This is a genomic window from Peribacillus tepidiphilus, from assembly GCF_009466385.1.
Lineage (GTDB): Bacteria > Bacillota > Bacilli > Bacillales > DSM-1321 > Bacillus_BN > Bacillus_BN tepidiphilus.
Genome location: NZ_WIAQ01000025.1, coordinates 13,918 through 34,667, shown reverse-complemented (window position 1 = coordinate 34,667; position 20,750 = coordinate 13,918). Strand labels below are relative to the sequence as shown.

General features: G+C 37.6%; 19 protein-coding genes. 1 reads left to right on the top strand and 18 read right to left on the bottom strand.

Annotated elements, in window-relative coordinates; genetic code table 11:
• Nucleotides 1-193: 193 nt before the first annotated feature.
• The 11 genes from dnaB to GD441_RS13225 form a co-directional block, all read right to left on the bottom strand.
• The gene (dnaB, locus tag GD441_RS13275) at nt 194-1,558 is read right to left on the bottom strand and encodes a replicative DNA helicase (RefSeq protein WP_153126917.1); all 1,365 of its coding nucleotides are present in this window, start codon (nt 1,556-1,558) and stop codon (nt 194-196) included.
• 116 nt (nt 1,559-1,674) lie between these two features.
• Complete coding sequence (gene rplI / locus GD441_RS13270) at nt 1,675-2,124, bottom strand: 50S ribosomal protein L9 (RefSeq protein WP_153126916.1); 450 nt, start codon at nt 2,122-2,124, stop codon at nt 1,675-1,677.
• On the bottom strand, nt 2,121-4,094 hold the full coding sequence (locus GD441_RS13265) for a DHH family phosphoesterase (protein WP_153126915.1): 1,974 nt from the start codon (nt 4,092-4,094) through the stop codon (nt 2,121-2,123). The genes rplI and GD441_RS13265 overlap by 4 nt, the downstream gene beginning before the upstream one ends.
• 46 nt (nt 4,095-4,140) lie before the next feature.
• On the bottom strand, nt 4,141-5,085 hold the full coding sequence (locus GD441_RS13260; protein ID WP_153126914.1) for a YybS family protein: 945 nt from the start codon (nt 5,083-5,085) through the stop codon (nt 4,141-4,143).
• Between the two features lie 301 nt (nt 5,086-5,386).
• The gene (gene rpsR / locus GD441_RS13255; RefSeq protein WP_153126913.1) at nt 5,387-5,626 is read right to left on the bottom strand and encodes a 30S ribosomal protein S18; all 240 of its coding nucleotides are present in this window, start codon (nt 5,624-5,626) and stop codon (nt 5,387-5,389) included.
• 60 nt (nt 5,627-5,686) lie between these two features.
• Complete coding sequence (ssb, locus tag GD441_RS13250) at nt 5,687-6,178, bottom strand: single-stranded DNA-binding protein (RefSeq protein WP_153126912.1); 492 nt, start codon at nt 6,176-6,178, stop codon at nt 5,687-5,689.
• A 67-nt stretch (nt 6,179-6,245) separates the two neighbouring features.
• On the bottom strand, nt 6,246-6,533 hold the full coding sequence (gene rpsF / locus GD441_RS13245) for a 30S ribosomal protein S6 (protein ID WP_153126911.1): 288 nt from the start codon (nt 6,531-6,533) through the stop codon (nt 6,246-6,248).
• Between the two features lie 370 nt (nt 6,534-6,903).
• Nucleotides 6,904-8,004, bottom strand: a complete 1,101-nt coding sequence (ychF, locus tag GD441_RS13240) for a redox-regulated ATPase YchF (RefSeq protein ID WP_153126910.1) — start codon at nt 8,002-8,004, stop codon at nt 6,904-6,906.
• Nucleotides 8,005-8,123: 119 nt separating this feature from the next.
• Nucleotides 8,124-10,133: a molybdopterin-dependent oxidoreductase gene (locus GD441_RS13235; RefSeq protein WP_420849698.1), complete on the bottom strand. Its 2,010-nt coding sequence runs from the start codon at nt 10,131-10,133 to the stop codon at nt 8,124-8,126.
• Between the two features lie 150 nt (nt 10,134-10,283).
• On the bottom strand, nt 10,284-10,481 hold the full coding sequence (locus GD441_RS13230; protein ID WP_153126908.1) for a DUF951 domain-containing protein: 198 nt from the start codon (nt 10,479-10,481) through the stop codon (nt 10,284-10,286).
• A 14-nt stretch (nt 10,482-10,495) separates the two neighbouring features.
• On the bottom strand, nt 10,496-11,380 hold the full coding sequence (locus GD441_RS13225) for a mechanosensitive ion channel family protein (protein ID WP_153126907.1): 885 nt from the start codon (nt 11,378-11,380) through the stop codon (nt 10,496-10,498).
• 222 nt (nt 11,381-11,602) lie between these two features.
• On the opposite strand from GD441_RS13225, the gene yyaC reads away from it, so the two are divergent.
• Nucleotides 11,603-12,223, top strand: coding sequence for a spore protease YyaC (gene yyaC / locus GD441_RS13220; protein ID WP_153126906.1), 621 nt, complete (start codon nt 11,603-11,605; stop codon nt 12,221-12,223).
• Between the two features lie 34 nt (nt 12,224-12,257).
• Here the strand turns inward: yyaC and GD441_RS13215 are convergent, their stop codons facing one another.
• From GD441_RS13215 to mnmE, 7 genes are all read right to left on the bottom strand, one after another.
• Entirely contained in the window at nt 12,258-12,971 is a 714-nt protein-coding gene (locus GD441_RS13215; protein WP_153126905.1) for a DUF554 domain-containing protein, read from the bottom strand.
• Nucleotides 12,972-13,096: 125 nt separating this feature from the next.
• Entirely contained in the window at nt 13,097-13,939 is an 843-nt protein-coding gene (locus GD441_RS13210; protein ID WP_153126904.1) for a ParB/RepB/Spo0J family partition protein, read from the bottom strand.
• On the bottom strand, nt 13,932-14,693 hold the full coding sequence (locus tag GD441_RS13205) for a ParA family protein (RefSeq protein WP_153126903.1): 762 nt from the start codon (nt 14,691-14,693) through the stop codon (nt 13,932-13,934). The genes GD441_RS13210 and GD441_RS13205 overlap by 8 nt, the downstream gene beginning before the upstream one ends.
• 375 nt (nt 14,694-15,068) lie before the next feature.
• Nucleotides 15,069-15,926, bottom strand: coding sequence for a nucleoid occlusion protein (gene noc / locus GD441_RS13200; protein WP_153126902.1), 858 nt, complete (start codon nt 15,924-15,926; stop codon nt 15,069-15,071).
• A gap of 136 nt (nt 15,927-16,062) precedes the next feature.
• Nucleotides 16,063-16,779: a 16S rRNA (guanine(527)-N(7))-methyltransferase RsmG gene (rsmG, locus tag GD441_RS13195; protein WP_153126901.1), complete on the bottom strand. Its 717-nt coding sequence runs from the start codon at nt 16,777-16,779 to the stop codon at nt 16,063-16,065.
• Nucleotides 16,780-16,797: 18 nt separating this feature from the next.
• Nucleotides 16,798-18,684, bottom strand: coding sequence for a tRNA uridine-5-carboxymethylaminomethyl(34) synthesis enzyme MnmG (gene mnmG, locus GD441_RS13190; RefSeq protein ID WP_153126900.1), 1,887 nt, complete (start codon nt 18,682-18,684; stop codon nt 16,798-16,800).
• A gap of 35 nt (nt 18,685-18,719) precedes the next feature.
• Complete coding sequence (gene mnmE / locus GD441_RS13185) at nt 18,720-20,105, bottom strand: tRNA uridine-5-carboxymethylaminomethyl(34) synthesis GTPase MnmE (RefSeq protein ID WP_153126899.1); 1,386 nt, start codon at nt 20,103-20,105, stop codon at nt 18,720-18,722.
• Between the last annotated feature and the right edge of the window lie 645 nt (nt 20,106-20,750).

Sequence of the window (20,750 nt, the reverse complement as noted above, 5' to 3'; positions counted from 1 at the left end):
ACATTCTAATTTTACCAGTAATCTTTAATAGAAGTCAACAAATACCGAACATTATTTTATAACCTAATTGTTTATGTTCGTATTTTTTAAAATACATCCCCCTTATTTATAAAAATTATCCAAAAAAATAAGAGGAAATCAAAGTTTACAAGTTTTATATGAAAAAAAGGGCTGTCGAAAAGACAAGCCCAATCTAAGCCCCAGGCGGTATAGCACTGTCATCAAAGCGCCGCTCTAGGTTAACGAATTTGTTATATTCTTTTACAAAAGCAAGCTGTACAGTACCAACCGGACCGTTACGCTGCTTAGCAATAATAATTTCGATAATATTTTTGTTTTCCGTTTCTTTATCGTAGTAATCGTCACGATATAAAAAGGCAACGATATCGGCGTCCTGCTCGATACTACCAGATTCACGGATATCAGACATCATCGGACGCTTGTCTTGGCGCTGCTCAACTCCACGGGAAAGCTGAGACAGTGCAATAACCGGCACTTGAAGCTCACGAGCCAAAGCTTTCAAGGAGCGGGAAATTTCAGAAACCTCTTGCTGACGGTTTTCGCCAGAGCGACCACTACCTTGGATAAGCTGTAGATAGTCGATTAAAATCATACCAAGACCATGCTCTTGCTTCAATCGGCGACATTTGGAACGGATATCGCTGATACGTACACCAGGTGTATCATCGATATAGATTCCAGCGTTTGAGAGACTTCCCATCGCCATTGTAAGCTTTCTCCAATCCTCGTCAGTCAAAGAGCCTGTCCTTAAGTTTTGAGCATTAATGTTGCCTTCCGCACAAAGCATACGCATCACTAGCTGCTCAGCACCCATCTCAAGACTGAAAATCGCAACATTTTCATCTGTTTTGGTCGCAACATTTTGGGCAATATTTAAGGCGAAGGCTGTTTTACCGACAGAAGGACGTGCAGCTACAATTATTAAGTCGTTACGCTGAAAGCCTGCGGTCATTCGGTCAAGTTCGGTGAAACCGGTCGGGATCCCGGTAATGTCACCTTTCCGGTTAGCTAAGACTTCAATATTATCATAAGTCCTTACCAATATATCTTTAATATTTTGAAAGGCGCCGGCATTTTTCCGCTGGGCGACATCCATGATACTTTTTTCCGCTTCACTTAAGAGAACTTCGACTTCGTCTTCCCGAGTGTACCCATCTTGGGCAATATTTGTGGCCGTTCGAATCAACCGTCTCAACAAAGATTTTTCTTCTACAATGCGTGCATAATATTCGATATTAGCAGCAGTCGGAACAGAAGATGCCAGCTCACTCAAGTAGGTGATGCCACCCACATCTTCAAGGCTTTTAGAAGCAGACAGCTCTTCTGTTACAGTAATCAAATCCACTGCTTTACCATGATCATTCAAGCTCAGCATGACACTAAAGATCTTTTGATGAGAGGTTCTATAAAAGTCTTCAGGAATCAATATTTCAGAAGCTAATGTCAAGGATGAAGGCTCCAAAAATATTGCACCTAAAACCGCTTGCTCAGCCTCAATATTCTGTGGCGGAATGCGATCTTTAAATATTTCGTTCATTTATCTTACCTCCTATCTTAAGAGGATTACTTCTATCAAAAAAAATGTGATGAGCCCCTAAAAAATAATGAAGCTTCATCACATTTTACAGTTTTTATGTTAAATGGTAAAGGTGTTTATTTTACTTCTTTCACGTGAACTGTGAGAGTAGCTTGAACTTCAGGATGAAGCTTAACAGGAACTTTTGTATAGCCTAATGCACGAATCCCTTCATTCAATTCCATTTTACGCTTATCAATCTTGATACCGTGTTTTGCTTCAAGCTCTTCAGCAATTTGCTTTGTTGTAATAGAACCGAAAAGCCTACCACCTTCTCCAGCTTTAGCTTGGATTTCTACCGTGATTTTTTCGAGCTTTTCTTTCATTTCCTTTGCATTTTCTAGCTCTTCAGCCGCTAATTGCTTTTCTTTGTTTTTTTGTGCTTCAAGTTTGCTCATGTTTGCTTTATTCGCTTCCACTGCAAGGCCTTGCTTGAATAGGAAGTTATGTGCGTAGCCATCTGCTACATTTTTCACTTCACCTTTTTTTCCTTTTCCTTTAACGTCTTTCAGAAAAATTACTTTCATTCCTTTTTACCTCCTTCTAAATATGCGTCAATGGCAGCCCTTAATCTCTGTTCTGCCTCATCTATTGAAATACCATGTAATTGTGTAGCTGCGTTTGTTAGGTGACCTCCGCCTTCTAAATCCTCCATAATAACCTGGACATTTATGTCACCAAGCGAGCGGGCACTTATTCCTATTACATCCTCCGAACGTTTAGATATTACGAAGGAAGCGATGACACCGTCCATTGTCAAAAGTGTATCAGCTGCTTGTGCAATTAAGATTTGGTCATTCATTTGCTCACTGCTTCCTTTTGCTATGGCAATGCCATCTTTATAAAAAGAAACAGACTCTATGAGTTTGGCACGCTTAATATACGTATCAACATTTTCCTTTAAAAACTTTTGCACAAGTACCGTGTCAGCTCCATGAGCTCTTAAATAAGAGGCGGCATCAAATGTTCTAGATCCAGTCCTTAGCGTGAAGCTCTTTGTATCGACAACAATACCAGCTAATAACGCAGTTGCTTCCAACATGTCTATTTTACTGCGTTTTGGCTGATACTCCAATAGTTCTGTTACGAGCTCAGCAGTAGAAGATGCATATGGCTCCATATAGACAAGCAGAGAATTACTGATAAATTCCTCTCCTCGTCGATGATGATCGATTACAATGATCTTTTCAGCTTCCCGAAGTATTTTTTCCTCGATAACCATTGAAGGTTTATGAGTATCCACAACAACCAGCAGCGTATCATCCGTTATCATATCCAGTGCTTCTTCCGGGGTGATAAACTTAGAATAGAGCTCGGATTTTTGCTTGATTTCCTGCATAAGCCGCTGTACACCCGTATCAATTTCCTCAAAGTTTATAACGATGAATGCCTCTCTCTCATTCATCTGGGCAACCTTTTGGATACCAATTGAAGCACCAATCGCGTCCATATCCGGATATTTATGGCCCATCACAATTACTTTATCACTATCTACTATAATATCTTTAATTGCGTGGGAAATGACCCTCGCACGTACTCTCGTTCTTTTTTCAACAGGATTCGTTTTTCCTCCGTAAAACTTAACCTTCCCGTTCGTCATCTTGATGGCTACCTGATCTCCGCCTCGTCCTAGGGCTAAATCCAGACTAGATTGAGCTAGAGATCCTAATTCAGGAAGAGAGGAAACCCCTGAACCTACACCGATACTAAGCGTAAGCGGTACATTTTGTTTCGCTGTCGTTTCTCTTATTTCATCCAAAATGGAGAATTTCCCTTTTTCTAAGTGCTGGAGAATATGTTCATTAAAGATTGCGATAAAACGATCAGAAGAAATTCTTTTTAAAAATACACCGTTATCCCTTGCCCATTTATCTAATAAGGAAGTAACAAGACTATTCAAGCTGCTTCTACGTTGATCGTCCATCCCTTGCGTAAGCTCATCATAATTATCTAAAAAGATAATAGAAATAACAGTTCGCTCATCTTCATACAGCTTTTCAATTTCTACTTGTTCCGTCACATCAAAAAAGTATAATAACCGCTCTTCTGGCTTATGAATGACTTTAAATTTCCGATTTTCCAATGAGACCGTATCCATCTCTACTTCCTGCTTTACAAGGGGAACAATCGACTCGGCCACATCATACAGCGAACGCCCCACCAATGTATCTTCATGGAAGCAGGAGGCCATAAATGGGTTTGTCCACTCTATATATAAATCGTCATTGATGAGCATGATCCCAATTGGCATTTCCAGTAGGGCTTCTTCCCCAACTTTTTTCAAACGATAGGAAAGGGTCGTGATATATTCTTCCGTTTCCCGTCGATTATTTTTTTCAATTTGTAATATAACGTAAAACAAACCTGATAGAAGCAGAAAGCCTATGAGTCCGAAAAGCCATTGATAATAGGTCAGTATTAGGAGAAGCACCCCAGATACACCTATTAACCCATAAATCGGGTAGCGTATAGATTGATTTTTTAAATAAGACGGCATATTTTCAGCTCCTAAAAGCATGTCTTTGAGAGATGGGAGCTTTAGCTTACTTCCCGGTTTGCATAACTCTTTCTCTCAGATTGAATCCCAAGTCAATTATACCTAAAATTCTAATAATATAAAGAAGGATTGGAAGGACAAAAGACAGAAACAGGGCTGTAATCGGTACTGCCTTCGACCATCTCTTCAAATGGCTATAAAAGAAGATAAAAGAATAACCTTGGATTAGCATAAAGAATTGCAAAATAAATAGTAGGTTAGATAGAACTGTATATGTGAAATCTGTCCGCTCAGGATTTAATACAAATGAAGCGGCAATTACAATTAAATAATACCATAAAAGACTCTTTGGAAGCTTTATTTCCCGAAAAGGGACAGAAGTAACCCTTTTATCAGTAAATCTTTTTACAATCGGATTTGCTGCTAAAAAGAAGAGCAAAACCACAATCATTGATGAAATAACAAGTAAACTTGGTAGAATAGTTTTTACCATATCCAATGAGGCTTTAAAGCTTTTAACTACTTCCTCATTTGCTCCTTGACCTATACTATTCAGAATTCCTAATGATTGCTCAAAGGCTAATTCTACACTTTTTATACTTTCGTCGATAAAATTAATCTCAAAAAATATGACGGATGCCCCGTAAAAAATCAATGTTCCGACTAAAAAAACAAGCACTGCGCTTATGTATGACTGGATACTGCTTTTATTTTTTTGAATGTGATAACCTATAGTAATACCAGTCGTTCCAAAAATTAGAGCCATTGGGACTGATAAGATTGTTCCAAACAAAGCAGCTAAAACAGATGCGACCGCTGTAAAACCTAAAGCCCACCCAAAACTATATTTAGCAGAAACCAAGATAAATGGGACAGGCAGAAAAAAAGCAATAATTGTTCCTAAAATCGGAAGCTGCATAGATAAAAACAGCATCATACTGAAAATGGCCAGTAAAACACCACTTTCTGCAACTCTTCTTCCATTATTCAAAAAGATCAACCACCCTTCTATTTTAAAGACCTAAGCTTCAAACCAAATCAGCTGGTTCACTCGTTTTAGCTTAACGGTCTCCCCCTATTTTAGATATTATACCCTTTTGTTACAATCATGCTGCATTTTCTATTTCTTCATTTGAAAAAGCATAAAAGAGATGTCTTTTTCCGAAATTCACATGTAGATCAAACTACTTATGTTACTTCCTTAACGAACACTGTGATAAATATTATGTTCAAAAAGTTTTCATTAAAGTAAAAAGCACAACCAGAAACCTGATTGTGCCTTTAATCTCTTATTATTCACCAGCTACATATGGAAGTAAAGCCATTTGACGAGCGCGTTTGATCGCAACTGTTAATTTACGTTGGTATTTAGCGCTTGTGCCAGTTACACGACGAGGTAAAATTTTACCACGTTCAGAGATGAATTTTTTAAGAAGATCTACATCTTTGTAGTCGATGTGATTGATTCCGTTTGCTGTGAAGTAGCAAACCTTACGACGCTTAGCGCGTCCTCCTTTGCGTCCACCTGCCATTGTTGTTTCCCTCCTTCTATTTTAGAATTTATTTAAACGTTCAAGTTAATCAAGTTAAGATTAGAACGGCAGGTCATCATCTGAAATATCAATTGATGAACTACCGTTTGCAAATGGATCTTCATCTGCACGAGTGTAATTGCTGCGTTGATTCTGACTTCGATCTTGTCCAAAATAGAAATCATCTCTTGGACCACCGAAAGAACCGCCTTCATTTCTGTTACCACCAGCGCCTTTTGGTTCAAGGAATTGAACACTTTCAGCTACCACTTCAGTAACATACACTCGCTTACCATCTTGCCCTTCATAATTACGAGTTTGAATGCGACCGTCTACACCTGCTAAACTTCCTTTTTTCAGGTAGTTAGCTACGTTTTCAGCCGGCTTGCGCCAAACTACACAGTTAATGAAATCCGCTTCACGTTCACCCTGTTGATTCGTATACGTACGGTTAACAGCCAAGGTGAAAGTTGCAACAGGTACTCCACTAGGTGTATAACGTAAATCGGGATCTTTTGTTAAGCGCCCTACCAATATGACGCGATTCATCATCAGAATCAACTCCCAGGACCGAAATGTTTCATGTGAAACATTACCGGATTTATTTATTCAATCGGAATTATTCTTCTTCTTTAATTACGATATGACGGATAATGTCTTCGCTGATTTTAGCAAGACGATCGAACTCTTGAACTGCAGCAGGCTCTGCTGTTGTGTTCACGATCATGTAATAACCGTCACGGAAGTCATTGATTTCGTAAGCAAGACGACGCTTACCCCAGTCTTTTACTTCTGTTAATTCCGCACCATTGTCAGTAAGGATTGTGTTGAAACGCTCAACTAAAGCTTTTTTAGCTTCCTCCTCAATGTTTGGACGGATGATGTACATAATTTCGTATTTTCTCATCACTGTCACCTCCTTTTGGTCTAACGGCCCATAAAAAAGGGCAAGGAGCAATTATCATAATTACTCACAAGTTGAAATTATAGCATACTAGTTACATATTTGCAACTTAGAAAAGAAGAATGCTCATGCATTGCTCCGAGGTGCTGGCACTAGACAAAAATAACCCTGTCATAAACAGGGTTTTAGTGTGTAGACAAAATATATTCTACGCACATTCAGACTGATTGAAAACGCTTGTCAGTCGAGGAACGAACCCGTGCGAGGAGCGGAGTTACCCTAGACGGTAATGAGCACCGGAGTAGGGTTCGTGACGATGAATGCGAGCGTTTGCGGGCAGTCTGAAACCCTGTCATAAACAGGGTTTCCATCATTAAACATTAAAACGGAAATGAATAATGTCTCCGTCTTGTACAACGTAATCTTTACCTTCTAGGCGAACTTTTCCTGCTTCTTTTGCAGCATTATAGCTTCCAGCTGCTACTAAATCATCAAAAGATACAGTCTCAGCACGGATAAATCCACGTTCAAAATCAGAGTGGATAATACCAGCACATTGAGGAGCCTTCATTCCTTTTCTGAATGTCCAAGCACGTACCTCTTGAACACCCGCTGTGAAGTAAGTAGCTAATCCAAGTAGACTGTATGCTGCACGAATTAATTGATCCAAACCAGATTCTTCAATGCCAAGCTCAGAAAGGAACATAGCCTTTTCTTCTCCGTCTAATTCAGCAATCTCTGACTCAATCTTTGCACAAACAACAATCACTTCTGCGTTATCTTTTGCAGCAAAATCACGAACCTGTTGAACGAATTCATTGTTAGAAGGATCCACCACATCTTCTTCACCAACGTTTGCTACATATAACATTGGTTTAATAGTTAGAAGGTGAAGACCTTTAACGACTTTCATTTCTTCTTCTGTAAATTCAACTGTACGAGCAGGCTTTTCATTTTCAAAAGCTTCTTTTAAGCGTACTAGTATCTCATGCTCGAACATAGCGTCTTTATCTTTTTGCTTCGCCATTTTTCCAACTCGTTCAATACGCTTATCAACGGTTTCAAGGTCCGCCAAAATAAGCTCTAGGTTAATTACCTCGATATCAGCAATTGGATCAACCTTGCCTGCTACGTGCGTAATATTTTCATCAGCAAAACAGCGAACAACCTGACAAATCGCATCTACCTGACGGATGTGAGACAAGAATTTGTTTCCTAATCCTTCCCCTTTACTTGCACCTTTTACGATCCCCGCAATATCCGTGAACTCAAATGTAGTTGGAACCGTCTTTTTAGGCTGAACAAGCTCCGTCAACTTTTGAAGACGGTGATCTGGCACCTCAACAATACCCACATTCGGGTCAATCGTACAGAAAGGGTAGTTAGCAGATTCTGCACCTGCTTGTGTTATTGCATTAAATAAAGTCGATTTACCAACGTTCGGTAAACCAACAATTCCAGCTGTTAAAGCCATCTATCTATTCACTCCTCCTGGATTTCAAACGCATAGTAAAAAAACACCGTAAACAACATAAACCCTATCCAATTATAGAGATTAACAGGTAAAAAAACAAGCCTACAAGGGTTATCCGATTATCCAGATAATTTCTCTATATTCACTAAACAGTCATACAAAGTGCTTCCCAATCCATTATCTGATTCTCGAGCTGGGGTCAGTACATTTACACTTCCACCGTACTTTTTCCAGATTCCTTCATCAACATTTATTGTCTTTGGATGAGCCTTTTTCATAATCGATGCCCATCCCTTTATTTCTCCACGATCATTCCAAAACCTGACATAATCACTCTCTCGTATTCCTTTTTCTTCTGCGATATCAGGACTAATCTCGACTTTAAGTTTTTCCATTCCTTTTACAAGATGATAATGTTGGGAATGATTGGATCGCATTGGATGAATGGTTAAAAATGTATAGGGATATTTCTCCGCTAATTTTTGATTATTCCACTTACTTTCTCTCGGTAAGGAAACAGCTAATTTACCATCAAAACCCTTTTGAATTCCAAGTTGAGAGGTGAATTCATATTTTCCACTAGGTGTTTTAAAAGAATAATCGGACCACGGAACTTTAACCGAAGGCAATTCAACATGTCTTTCTTGAACAAAACGCTCATAAGAAATTTCGTGTTTTTTTAATTTACTTAATCCCATTTCAATAAAATCTTTCCTGCTATATTGGAATTCTTCACCAAAGCCTAAGCGCTTTGCGAGCTCTGTCCAAATCCATAAATCAGATTTCACTTCTCCTGGCGGATCTACAAGCTTCGGACCATAGTTCGCATAAGTATGATACATAGATGCATAATAAATATCTTCCGTCTCAAAAACGGTAGTAGTAGGCAGTACATAATCGGCAGCCAAAGCTGTATCGGTCATATACTGATCTATTACAACAAGCATTTCTGTGCTCGTAAATGCTTTTTCTACTAAAGTCGTGTCAGGTACCTGCAAAAAAGGGTTACCACATGTTACAAATATCATTTTAACTGGTGGGTCCTGAGCAGTTAATATACCTTCCGCCTGCTTCATCATTGTAAACTTACGGCTTGCTTGCTTTCTTTCCGGCAAAGTAAGGGCTTCAATATCGAAGCTCTGTCCAACTTGAAGATTCCCATAATTTGCACCGCCTCCCGGAATTCCGATATTACCGCTTACTGCAACTAACGCATCAATCAGACGAATCGTATTTCCACCATTATCATATCTTTGCATACCTAAGCCTATAAAAGTAGAAACTGGCTTATCAGCATAAACTCTTGCTAAGAAAGAAAATGTTTCATGTGAAACTTCTGTTTTTTCCATGATTTCTTCCAGAGTAACAGAATCTAACAGCTTATCTAGATCCTCAAAGCCCACAGAATAATTGGATATAAAATGATAATCTAGCTTATCCTCATTTTTCAGGACTTTCATAATTCCTAAAGCTAGTAATCCATCCATCCCAGGCTTTATCGTAAAATAATGATGGGCAATTTTTGCTGTAGCATTATATATAGGATCAATTACAGTGAGCTTTGCTCCTCTTTTTTTAGCTTCTTGAAGTTTTTGAAATAGATGCATATTGGTTCTTGCTACATTTCTTCCCCATATAACAATATGCTTACTGTTAAAAAGATCATCGGGATGGTGGCTATATACATCACCAAAATCCCATTTTTGAGCTTCAATACCCGAACCCCAGCATATGCTTCCTACCAGCTCCGTAACACCACCATAGCAATTGAAAAATCGTTGATCTAAGTTAACAAGTAAACCGCTATTTGCGTAATCATGAGAATGAAGGATTGAGGTAGTTCCATACTTTTCTTTTAGCTCTTTCATTTTATCAGCAATCTCATCTAACGCTTGCTCCCAGCTAACTCTTACAAACGCTCCATTCACCTTCTTTTGCGGATACACCAAGCGTTCAGGAGAGTTGGTTCGCAGTTCAAGATTTCTTCCCCGGCTGCAAATTTTCCCTTGTGTGATTGGATGATTTCGGTCACCGTCAATCGATTTTATTTTCCCATCCTCAACCTTCACTTCAAAACCGCAGCAATCCCAGCAGTTTAACGGACAAGAGGAGTAAAATGTCTGTTCCAATTTCTCATACCCCTTTATAATCAATCGTATTAATTCCATTATAAAGCAGAAGATCAAGGATCACATAAATGAAATGAACTTTCTTTGAATAAATAAAAAAAGCCCTTCTAAGCAGTTTACTGTAACAAAAAACTGCTTAGAAGGAGCCATCTAGCCTTCATGCTTTACTAATACTTTTTTCATTTTCCTTACGAATTCTTTCCGAGGTATAAGGACACTATGCTGGCATCCTTCGCATTTAATACGAATATCCATACCCAATCGGATAATCTTCCAGCGATTTATCCCACAAGGATGAGGCTTCTTCATTTCTACGATATCATATAAACCAAAATCCTTTTGTTCCATTTCGATATACCTCCTTATCCCTTTTGCATACTGCCTTTCTCTTCTTGTCGATTATACATAACCAGACGTGGATATGGAATTTCAATGCCATGCTCGTCTAAACACATCTTAATTTCCTTCCTAATCGCCCTCGCGATAAAAAAGTGTCTCATTGGTGTCGTTTCAGCGGTAATTCGATAAACAATCTCCGAAGGCCCTAAATTCTGGACTCCTAGTAATTCAGGTGTGCTTACCAAGTCTTCATATTTTTCCGGAAGTCGTTCAAGCAGGTCCCTGATTACTCTTTCCGCTTTTTCCATATCTCCTTCATAAGCAATGCTCACATCCACAACTGCTACACTGTTATGAATTGAGAAATTGGTAACCTCAACGATATTTCCATTCGGAATAATATTCAGTTCACCTGTATAGCTTTTAATCTTTGTTGTTCTTAACCCTATTTCTTCAACAGTTCCTTCAAAATGATTAATTCGAACATAATCACCCACGGAAAATTGATCCTCTAAGATGATAAAAAAGCCAGTAATCACATCTTTCACCAAGCTTTGAGCACCGAAACCCACAGCTAGACCGACAATTCCCGCTCCTGCCAATAATGCTTTCACATCAAACGTCATCGCTTCTAAAACCATGATAAAAGCAATAAAAAAAACAGCATATGTTAAAACATTTTCTAATAATTTTAAAAGAGTTGCTTCTCTTCGTTCAGAAATTCTTAACGGACTCTTTGCACGAACAAGAAAAAACTTTCTGATAATGGATTTTCCTATTCTAATAGCCAATCCGGCAACTAATATAATCAAAATGATTTTAAACAATGACTCACCTATTGCAATCCATGTATCCTCATTCGATAATTTCTCCATATATCTGTTAATAATTTTTTGTGTATAGCTCATAAAAACCCTCACTTTCTAATAACCTTGTTTATAGCTGTAATAGGTTTTTAATGGGTATATAAATAAAAATATTATCAATATAATAATCCATTCAAATACAGCACCCCATTTTTTCAATATCTTCATTATAGTGCCCTTTTTTAAGAATCTCCACAGCCGCATGTATACATTTTTGAATTTATCCGTATACTGTTACTACATATACAGAGGAGTGGCAAATTTATGAACTTTAAACCCGGCTTTTTTGATTACAGCAATAAAGTCACACGCGTTTCGTACGAAGAAATGAATGCAGCACAAAAAATTTCAACAGACCTTCTATCATTATTTCCTACTTCTCGCATTCAACCCATTGTGTTTGTCTGTATCGGAACGGATCGATCGACCGGCGATTCTCTTGGTCCACTTGTAGGTACATTCCTTTCTGAAAAGTCAGCAACTTCATTTTTTCATGTTTATGGTACATTAGAAGATCCCATACATGCAGTAAATTTAGTAGAAAAGCTGGAAGAAATTCATTCTAAGCATAGAAATCCTTTTATTGTTGGTGTCGATGCTTGCTTAGGAAGATTAAAAAGTGTAGGAATCGTTCAAATTGGATCTGGTCCTGTTAAACCAGGGGCTGGTGTAAATAAAGAATTAACTCCTGTAGGGAATGCACACATTACAGGAATTGTAAATGTAAGTGGATTTATGGAGTTTTTCGTTTTACAAAATACTAGATTGAATCTTGTCCTTAAAATGGCTCGAATTATTGCAGATGGTATCTATTTAGCCAGTATCCAATATAAAAACAATAATCGCTCAAACTGGAAAATAGGTCCCGAACAAGCAACTCAATAAAAGAAGGACCTATATCATAGCCCCTTCTTTTCCATTATAATTGTATATTAAAATAATAAAAGCAAGCAACCAAAAGCGCTGTTACCAAAATACTTGGCAATAGATTTGCGACCCTGATTTTAGTCAATCCAACCAAATTTAATCCAATTGCAAAAATCATCACACCACCTGCTGATGTCATTTCAAGTATAAAGGAATCCATTAACTCTTTTGGTACCCATCGATCGATTTGGGTTGCAAAAAGAGCAATAGACCCTTCATAAAGCATAACTGGTACAGCTGAAAAAATAACGCCTATCCCTAAGGTAGTTGTCAAAATAATTGAAGTAAAACCATCAATGATTGATTTTGTATAAAGCACATCATGATCTCTGCGAATTCCACTATCCAAAGCTCCGATAATGGCCATTGCTCCAATGACAAAAATAAGAGTAGCCGTCACAAAACCTTGAGAAATGGAATTTCCTTCTTTCGCTCCGAGCTTATTCTCTAACCAATTTCCCATTTGATTTAATTTACAATCCAAATCAATCCATTCTCCAATCACTGCTCCCAATACTAAACTTAAAATAACAATTAAAAACTGCTGGCTTTTAAAACTCATTTGAAGTCCCAGAACAATTACGGCTAGTCCGATACCACTCATAACAGTTTCTTTCATTCTTTGTGGAATTTTATGGAACACCTTACCAATTAACGTCCCCATAATAATACACAATCCATTTACAATTGTCCCTAAAAGTACCATTTTATCTCTTTTTCCCCTTATTCGTTTGTATTTCTACCTATATTATCCTTTATTACTTTAAAATAATAAACATTCTTTTATTAAAAAAACACACCACCCTATGGTTGTGTGTTTAATTAAAATAATTATTTTTCCAATAATTCTAGTATTCTTTCTAAATCTTCCTGTGAGAAAAATTCAATTTCGATTTTTCCTTTTTTCTTAGATTGAGTAATGGTGACATTCGTTCCGAATCGTTCCCTCAAAATATTTTCTCGTTCCTCTATAAACAAGTCTTTTTTGACAGTTTTTTTCTTTGTTTCACGTGAAACATTTGAGTTTAACTGTTGGATCAATAGTTCGAGTTGCCGAACATTCAATTCTTCTTTTATAACCTTTTCTACAAGCGGCTTTAACTGAGATTTTTTCTTTAACCCAAGCAAGGCTCTCCCATGTCCCATAGAAATCTTCCCTTGAGAGATTGCTTCTTGAATATCCTTTGGAAGAGAAAGCAAGCGAATATGATTGGTAATATGTGGGCGGCTTTTTCCAAGACGTTTAGCAAGCTGTTCTTGTGTAAGCGATAATTTTTCTAATAAGGATTGATAGGCAATAGCTTCTTCAATTGGATTAAGGTCTTCACGTTGTAAATTTTCTAAAACAGCAAGTTCCATCATTTGCTGATCTGTAAGTTCTCTTACAACGATTGGTACCTTTTTTAATCCCGCTTCTTTTGCTGCACGGAAACGTCTTTCTCCAACAACAATTTCGTATCCTTTAAGACATTTTTTAGCAATAATAGGCTGCAAAATACCGTGCTGTAAAATCGATTGTTTTAATTCATCAAGAGACTCCTGATTAAAAATCTTCCTTGGTTGATAAGGATTCGGTCTTAGCTCCTTAATACTAACTTCTTGCACAGTATCTTCTTTACTAGCTTCAAGGGTTGAAAATAAAGCATTGATTCCTTTTCCTAATCCTTTAGCCATTCGAAACCACTTCCTTTGCAAGATCTAAGTATACTTCTGCTCCTCTTGACTTTGGATCATAAATAATAATTGGCTCTCCATGGCTAGGAGCTTCACTTAAGCGAATATTTCTAGGAATAATCGTTTTATATACTTTATCTTGGAAGTATTTTTTTACCTCTTCAATCACTTGAATGCCTAGATTGGTTCTTGCATCCAGCATTGTGAGAAGAACCCCTTCTATTTTCAAATCTTGATTTAAATGCTTTTGAACTAAACGCACTGTATTAAGCAATTGGCTTAATCCTTCAAGAGCGTAATATTCACATTGAACAGGGATTAAAACAGCATCTGAAGCAGTAAGTGCATTAATTGTTAACAAACCTAAAGAAGGAGGACAATCAATAATAATATAATCAAATTGATCCTTAATTTCTTCTAGAGCTCTTTTCAGTCTAACTTCACGGGAAATTGTAGGTACAAGTTCAATTTCTGCTCCTGCTAATTGAATCGTAGCAGGCACAACATATAAATTTTCTACTTTTGCAGGTTTTATTACTGAAGATACTCCTACATCATCTACAAGAACATCATATATGCATTGGTCCACATCGGCTTTTTCAATTCCTATACCGCTCGTAGCATTACCTTGTGGATCTATATCTACCATTAATACTTTCTTTCCTATGTAAGCCAAACAAGCACTAAGGTTGACAGAAGTTGTTGTCTTACCAACTCCCCCTTTTTGATTGGCAATGGAAATAATCTTACCCATGATGTCACCTACCTTTTTCCTTTCACAAAAATTATATCGCATTTTTATTTATTTGTAGTTATATATGTGATGAATAATAGAAAGCTTTTTCATACTACCTAAAGACATGTACTTTTTTCTAACGATATGACAGGCAATATCTATTTTAGCATGAAAATAGATCGATTGATTTTTTTTATAAAAAACTTTCAGAAATACAAAAAATTTCAAAAGAATATTTTTCCTTCAGAGAGGAGATTAGACTTAGAGGAAAAAGAGGTGTTAATAAAGTAGCGATTTCTGATATTTTTAAAGGGACGCCTCAAAAGTAACAGCGATTTCCTAAAAAACGAGAGAAATCACCATGACTTTGAATCGTCCCCGAGTGTAGGCATGTTAAGATTTTTTCTTTGGGATTTTAATTGTGAACTGATAATAGTCTTCAAACTCTTCTTCTTCTGAATCAAGATTAATACCGTTATCTGTTACCATCGACAATGACTGTCGGATTGTGTTAACGGCAATCCTCAAATCCTTACTAAAGGCTTTTCTTTTTGGCTTTGCTTTCTTTTCAGGAGAATTGAGCATTTTCATAACTCGTTCTTCCGTTTGCTTTACATTCAAGCTTTTCTCAATAATCTCATTTAATAGCTTTACCTGTTTTTCAGGATCCTTTAGAGGGATCAATGAACGGGCATGTCGCTCTGTTATCTTTTTCGCTAAAAGAGCATCTTGAACCTCTTGTGGAAGCTTAAGCAATCTGAGCTTATTGGCAACTGTCGATTGACCAATTCCTAATCTTTGAGCTAATGCTTCCTGTGTCAATGAATGGAGCTCTAGTAATTTTCCATAAGCGATCGCTTCTTCGATAGGCGATAATTCCTCTCTTTGTAAATTTTCAATTAACGCCACAGAAGCGGTTTCTGTATCATTAAAATTTTTCACAATGACAGGAGCTGTTTCCCAACCTAATCGTTGCAATGCCCTAAAACGTCGCTCTCCTGCAATGATTTCATATTTTCCAGACTCATATTCACGGACAACAATTGGCTGAATAATTCCGTGGGTATGAATAGTTTGTGCTAACTCAGCTATTTTCTCCTCATTAAATACCGTTCTAGGCTGATAGCGGTTTGGCACAATATCAGAAATGGGAATTTTCTTGATTTCCTCGTTGCTTTCTGGCTTATCCATTTCTATAATCTGGACTTCTTTTTCGCCAATCCCGAAAAAACGCGAAAAAGGATGCTTCATATCCCTACACCACCTTTAAGAAACTCCCGCCATACATATTCTCTATATAAACGACAATATCCTTCTAAAAATTAGCGACAAAATCATACAAAAACTTGCAAAGGATCCTTAGTTTCACGTGAAACATACACCCTTATTATTCTATAGGGATTTTATTCGGTGTACCAGGCTTTCTTGGATATTTTTTTGGAGTAGATTTGATTTTCTTGATTGTAATAATATTTCGTTCACTTTCTTCATAAGGGAGAAGAAAGGAATCTATTTTTTCGAGTTTTCCACCCAAAGTAGAAATGGCTTTTTTTCCAGCTGTAAGTTCATCTTTTGCATTAGCGGCCTTCATCGCAATAAAAAATCCACCTGGTTTTACTAAGGGAAGACAGAGCTCAGAGAGTACTGACATCCTAGCAACAGCTCTTGCTGTAACAACATCATAATTTTCTCTATGTTTAATATTTTGTCCAAACGTTTCAGCGCGGTCATGATAAAAATGAACATTTTCTAGCTTAAGAATCTTTGCCAAATGCTCTAAAAAAGAAATTCTTTTGTTTAAAGAATCGACAATAGAGACAGAAAGATGAGGAAAGCATATTTTTAATGGTATGCTTGGAAACCCTGCACCTGCTCCTACATCACAAATTTTTAATGGTTTTGAAAAATCAAAGTAAAAAGCAGCACTGATCGAATCAAAAAAGTGTTTTAAATAAACTTCGTCTTTTTCTGTAATAGCGGTTAGATTCATTTTTTCGTTCCATTCTACAAGCGTTTGAAAATATAGTTCAAACTGTTCAAGCTGATTACGAGAAAGGGAAATCCCTTTCTCGTTAAGCAGCTGCTGGAATTGTTCAACATTCATGTTATTACCTCATTTAATTTATGACTGAATTCGAGCTATTCTTCCTTGTTCTAAATAAACTAATAAGATGGACACATCTGCAGGATTTACTCCAGATATACGGGAAGCTTGTGCAACTGAAAGAGGCCGTACTTGTTTAAGCTTTTGGCGTGCCTCAGAAGCAAGACCTGTAATCGCATCGTAATCAATATTTTCCGGAATCTTTTTATCTTCCATTTTCTTAAGTCTTTCAACCTGCTGAAGGGATTTTTCGATATATCCCTCATATTTAATTTGTATTTCCACTTGTTCTTTGACATCTTCATGGAGTTCTTCAGAGCTAGGTGCAAGTTGTTCGATATGTGAATAATTCATTTCAGGTCTTTTTAAAAGATCGGAAGCACGGATGCCATCTTTTAGCTCACTTCCCCCAACGCTTTTAATAAGATTTTGTACCTCTTCGCTAGGCTTGATAATAATGGACTTGAGCCTTTTTATTTCTTCATCAATCGCTTGTTTTTTGGCTTGGAATGCTTTATAGCGTTCTTCTTTAATTAACCCAATCTTATAGCCTATTTCAGTTAGGCGTAAGTCTGCATTGTCATGACGAAGAAGCAAACGGTATTCTGCTCGAGAAGTAAGCAATCGGTAAGGTTCGTTTGTTCCTTTAGTCACTAGATCATCAATGAGTACGCCAATATAAGCATCAGAACGGCTCAAAATTAACTCTTCTTTTCCTAAAGCTTTTAGTCCGGCATTAATACCTGCCATCAATCCTTGACCTGCCGCTTCTTCATAACCGGATGTCCCGTTAATTTGACCAGCAGTATATAAATTCTTCACTTTTTTCGTTTCTAAAGTTGGCCATAGCTGTGTTGGAACGATCGCATCATATTCAATAGCATACCCTGCACGCATCATTTGAGCTTTTTCTAGACCAGGGATACTTGTTAAAATTCGTCTTTGAACGTCCTCAGGCAAGCTCGTTGATAATCCCTGTACATATACCTCCTGCGTGTTTCTTCCTTCCGGCTCAAGGAATATTTGATGACGCGGCTTATCGTTAAAGCGTACGACCTTATCTTCAATGGATGGACAATAGCGAGGTCCAGTCCCTTTGATCATACCGGAATACATTGGTGAACGATGAAGATTTTCATCAATAATTTGATGTGTTGTTTCACTTGTATATGTTAACCAGCATGGAAGCTGATCAGTGATAAACTTCGTTGTTTCGAATGAAAAAGCACGAGGGACTTCGTCACCTGGCTGAATTTCAGTTTTGCTATAATCGATTGTATGACTGTTCACTCGAGGAGGTGTTCCTGTTTTGAAGCGAACCAAATCAAAACCTAGTTCTTCTAAATGCTCCGAAAGTTTAATGGACGGCTGTTGGTTGTTCGGACCGGAAGAATATTTTAATTCCCCGATAATAATCTCACCACGAAGGAAAGTACCTGTTGTAATTACAACAGTCTTTGCCCTATAATGAGCACCTGTTTGAGTAATAACTCCTTTACATTCACCGTCCTCAACAATTAATCTTTCGACCATCCCTTGCATTAAAGTTAAGTTCGGTTCGTTTTCGATTGTCTTTTTCATTTCTTGTTGATATAAAAATTTATCTGCTTGGGCTCGAAGTGCTCGTACTGCAGGACCTTTTCCTGTATTCAGCATGCGCATCTGAATGTGAGTCTTGTCGATATTTTTACCCATTTCACCACCCAGAGCATCAATTTCACGTACTACGATTCCTTTTGCAGGACCGCCGACAGATGGATTACAAGGCATAAAGGCAACCATATCCAAATTAATGGTAAGCATTAGCGTTTTTGCACCTAAACGTGCAGCTGCTAATCCTGCTTCACAACCTGCATGTCCTGCACCGACCACTATGACATCATAGCTTCCTGCTTCATAAGACATAATTTTTCCTCCTTTTATAGAAAACGTAAACCATCCTATTTACCCAAACAAAACTGAGAAAATAGTTGATCAATTAGGCTTTCATGAACGCTATCACCGATAATTTCTCCTAATAGCTCCCATGCCCTCGTAAAATCAATTTGCACTAGGTCAATCGGTGTTCCTGCTTTAATGGCCGCTATTGCATCCTCAATAGCTCCTAATGATTGTTGAATTAATGCAATATGACGTGTGTTTGATAAATACGTTAAATCACCTGCTTCTAGCGTTCCTTTAAAGAATAAGGCTGAGATAGCTTCCTCTAGTTCATCTACTCCCCTATCCTCTAAAAGAGAAGTAGTGATAATTGGATAATTTCCCGCTAATTCTTTTACACGATTCATATTGATTTTTTGCGGCAAATCTGTTTTATTGACGATCACAATAACATCCATTCCCTGAACTGCTTTGAAGAGGTTTTCATCTTCAGGTGTTAAATCCTCTGAATAGTTTAGGACTAAAAGAATTAAATCCGCTTCTTTTAATACCGCTCTCGAACGCTCTACACCGATTCTTTCAACAATATCTTCTGTTTCACGTATTCCCGCTGTATCAAGTAATCGTAAAGGGACACCGCGAACGTTTACATATTCTTCAATCACATCACGGGTTGTTCCTGGTATATCTGTTACAATTGCTTTATTTTCATGAACAAGGCTATTTAATAAAGAGGATTTTCCGACATTTGGTCGTCCAATAATCACAGTAGAAAGCCCTTCTCTTAAAATCTTCCCTTGCTGAGAGGTTTGTAAAAGCTTTTCTAACTCTTTTTTCACATACTCAGCTTTTTCCAAAAATAAACGGTGTGTCATTTCCTCTACATCGTCGTATTCTGGGTAATCTATATTCACTTCAACATGTGCAAGAGTTTCCAAAATTTCTTGTCGTAGCTTTCGAATTAATTTGGAAAGTCTTCCTTCCATTTGTTTCAAAGCCACATTCATTGCTCGATCTGTTTTTGCTCGAATTAAATCCATGACCGCTTCTGCTTGAGACAAATCAATTCTTCCATTCAAAAATGCTCGTTTAGTAAATTCTCCTGGTTCTGCTAAACGAGCTCCTTGTTCGAGGACAGCTTGAAGAACACGATTTACAGATACTAACCCGCCGTGACAGTTAATTTCGACGACATCTTCTCGTGTAAAAGTTTTAGGTCCCTTCATGACACTTATCATGACTTCCTCAATAACTTCTTCTGTTTTAGGGTCAATTAAATGGCCATAATGAATCGTATGGGACTTCACATCCGTTAATTTTTTCCCACCAGGTCCTTTATATAATCGATCGGCAATACGAATGGCCTCATCTCCGCTCAATCTTACAATCGCAATCGCTCCCTCTCCCATCGGCGTGGAAATAGCAGCAATTGTATCAAATTCCATACTGTCACCTCTTTTCATTATTAGGCTTTCTATAATAAACAAAGTTTAGACGAAATAATGGGTACCTATTTCAAAAAGATTATGCTCGTTAATCCCCTAAATCACTACAATATCACAGACATATCTCTAAAAAAAGAAAAATGATAAAGTGAAACTTCCATCAGTTGGGGTTTTCTTTATCCCCCACTGATGGTTAGTTGAGGCCCACAGGATGTGGGTCACACAGACGTTGCCACACGATGTGGCGTTTTTAGTCTGTGATCCTTATGTTCGGGCTTTTACGAGCAGTTGTCCCCCACCTTAGACTTCAGGATCCCTTTAAATCTTAAAGTGGGGGTCTTACTGCCCGTTAATGCGGGATAAAAAACGCGGACTTATCCACATTAAAAACATTTGTATCGTTCATTTTAACTTATCCACATGTGAATAACAATCTTTCAGTACATAGAATCTTCACACAGATTATGCACTCATTTTTAGAAATCAAGATTACATCATATCATTCAAAAAATTTTTGAATGTAACAATCAAAAAAAATCCCCGACTGATGTCGAGGATTCCAGACTGTTGACAAACGCTCGCATTCTTCGTCACGAACCCTCTTCCGGTGCTCATTACCATTTAGGGTAACTCCGCTCCTCGCAC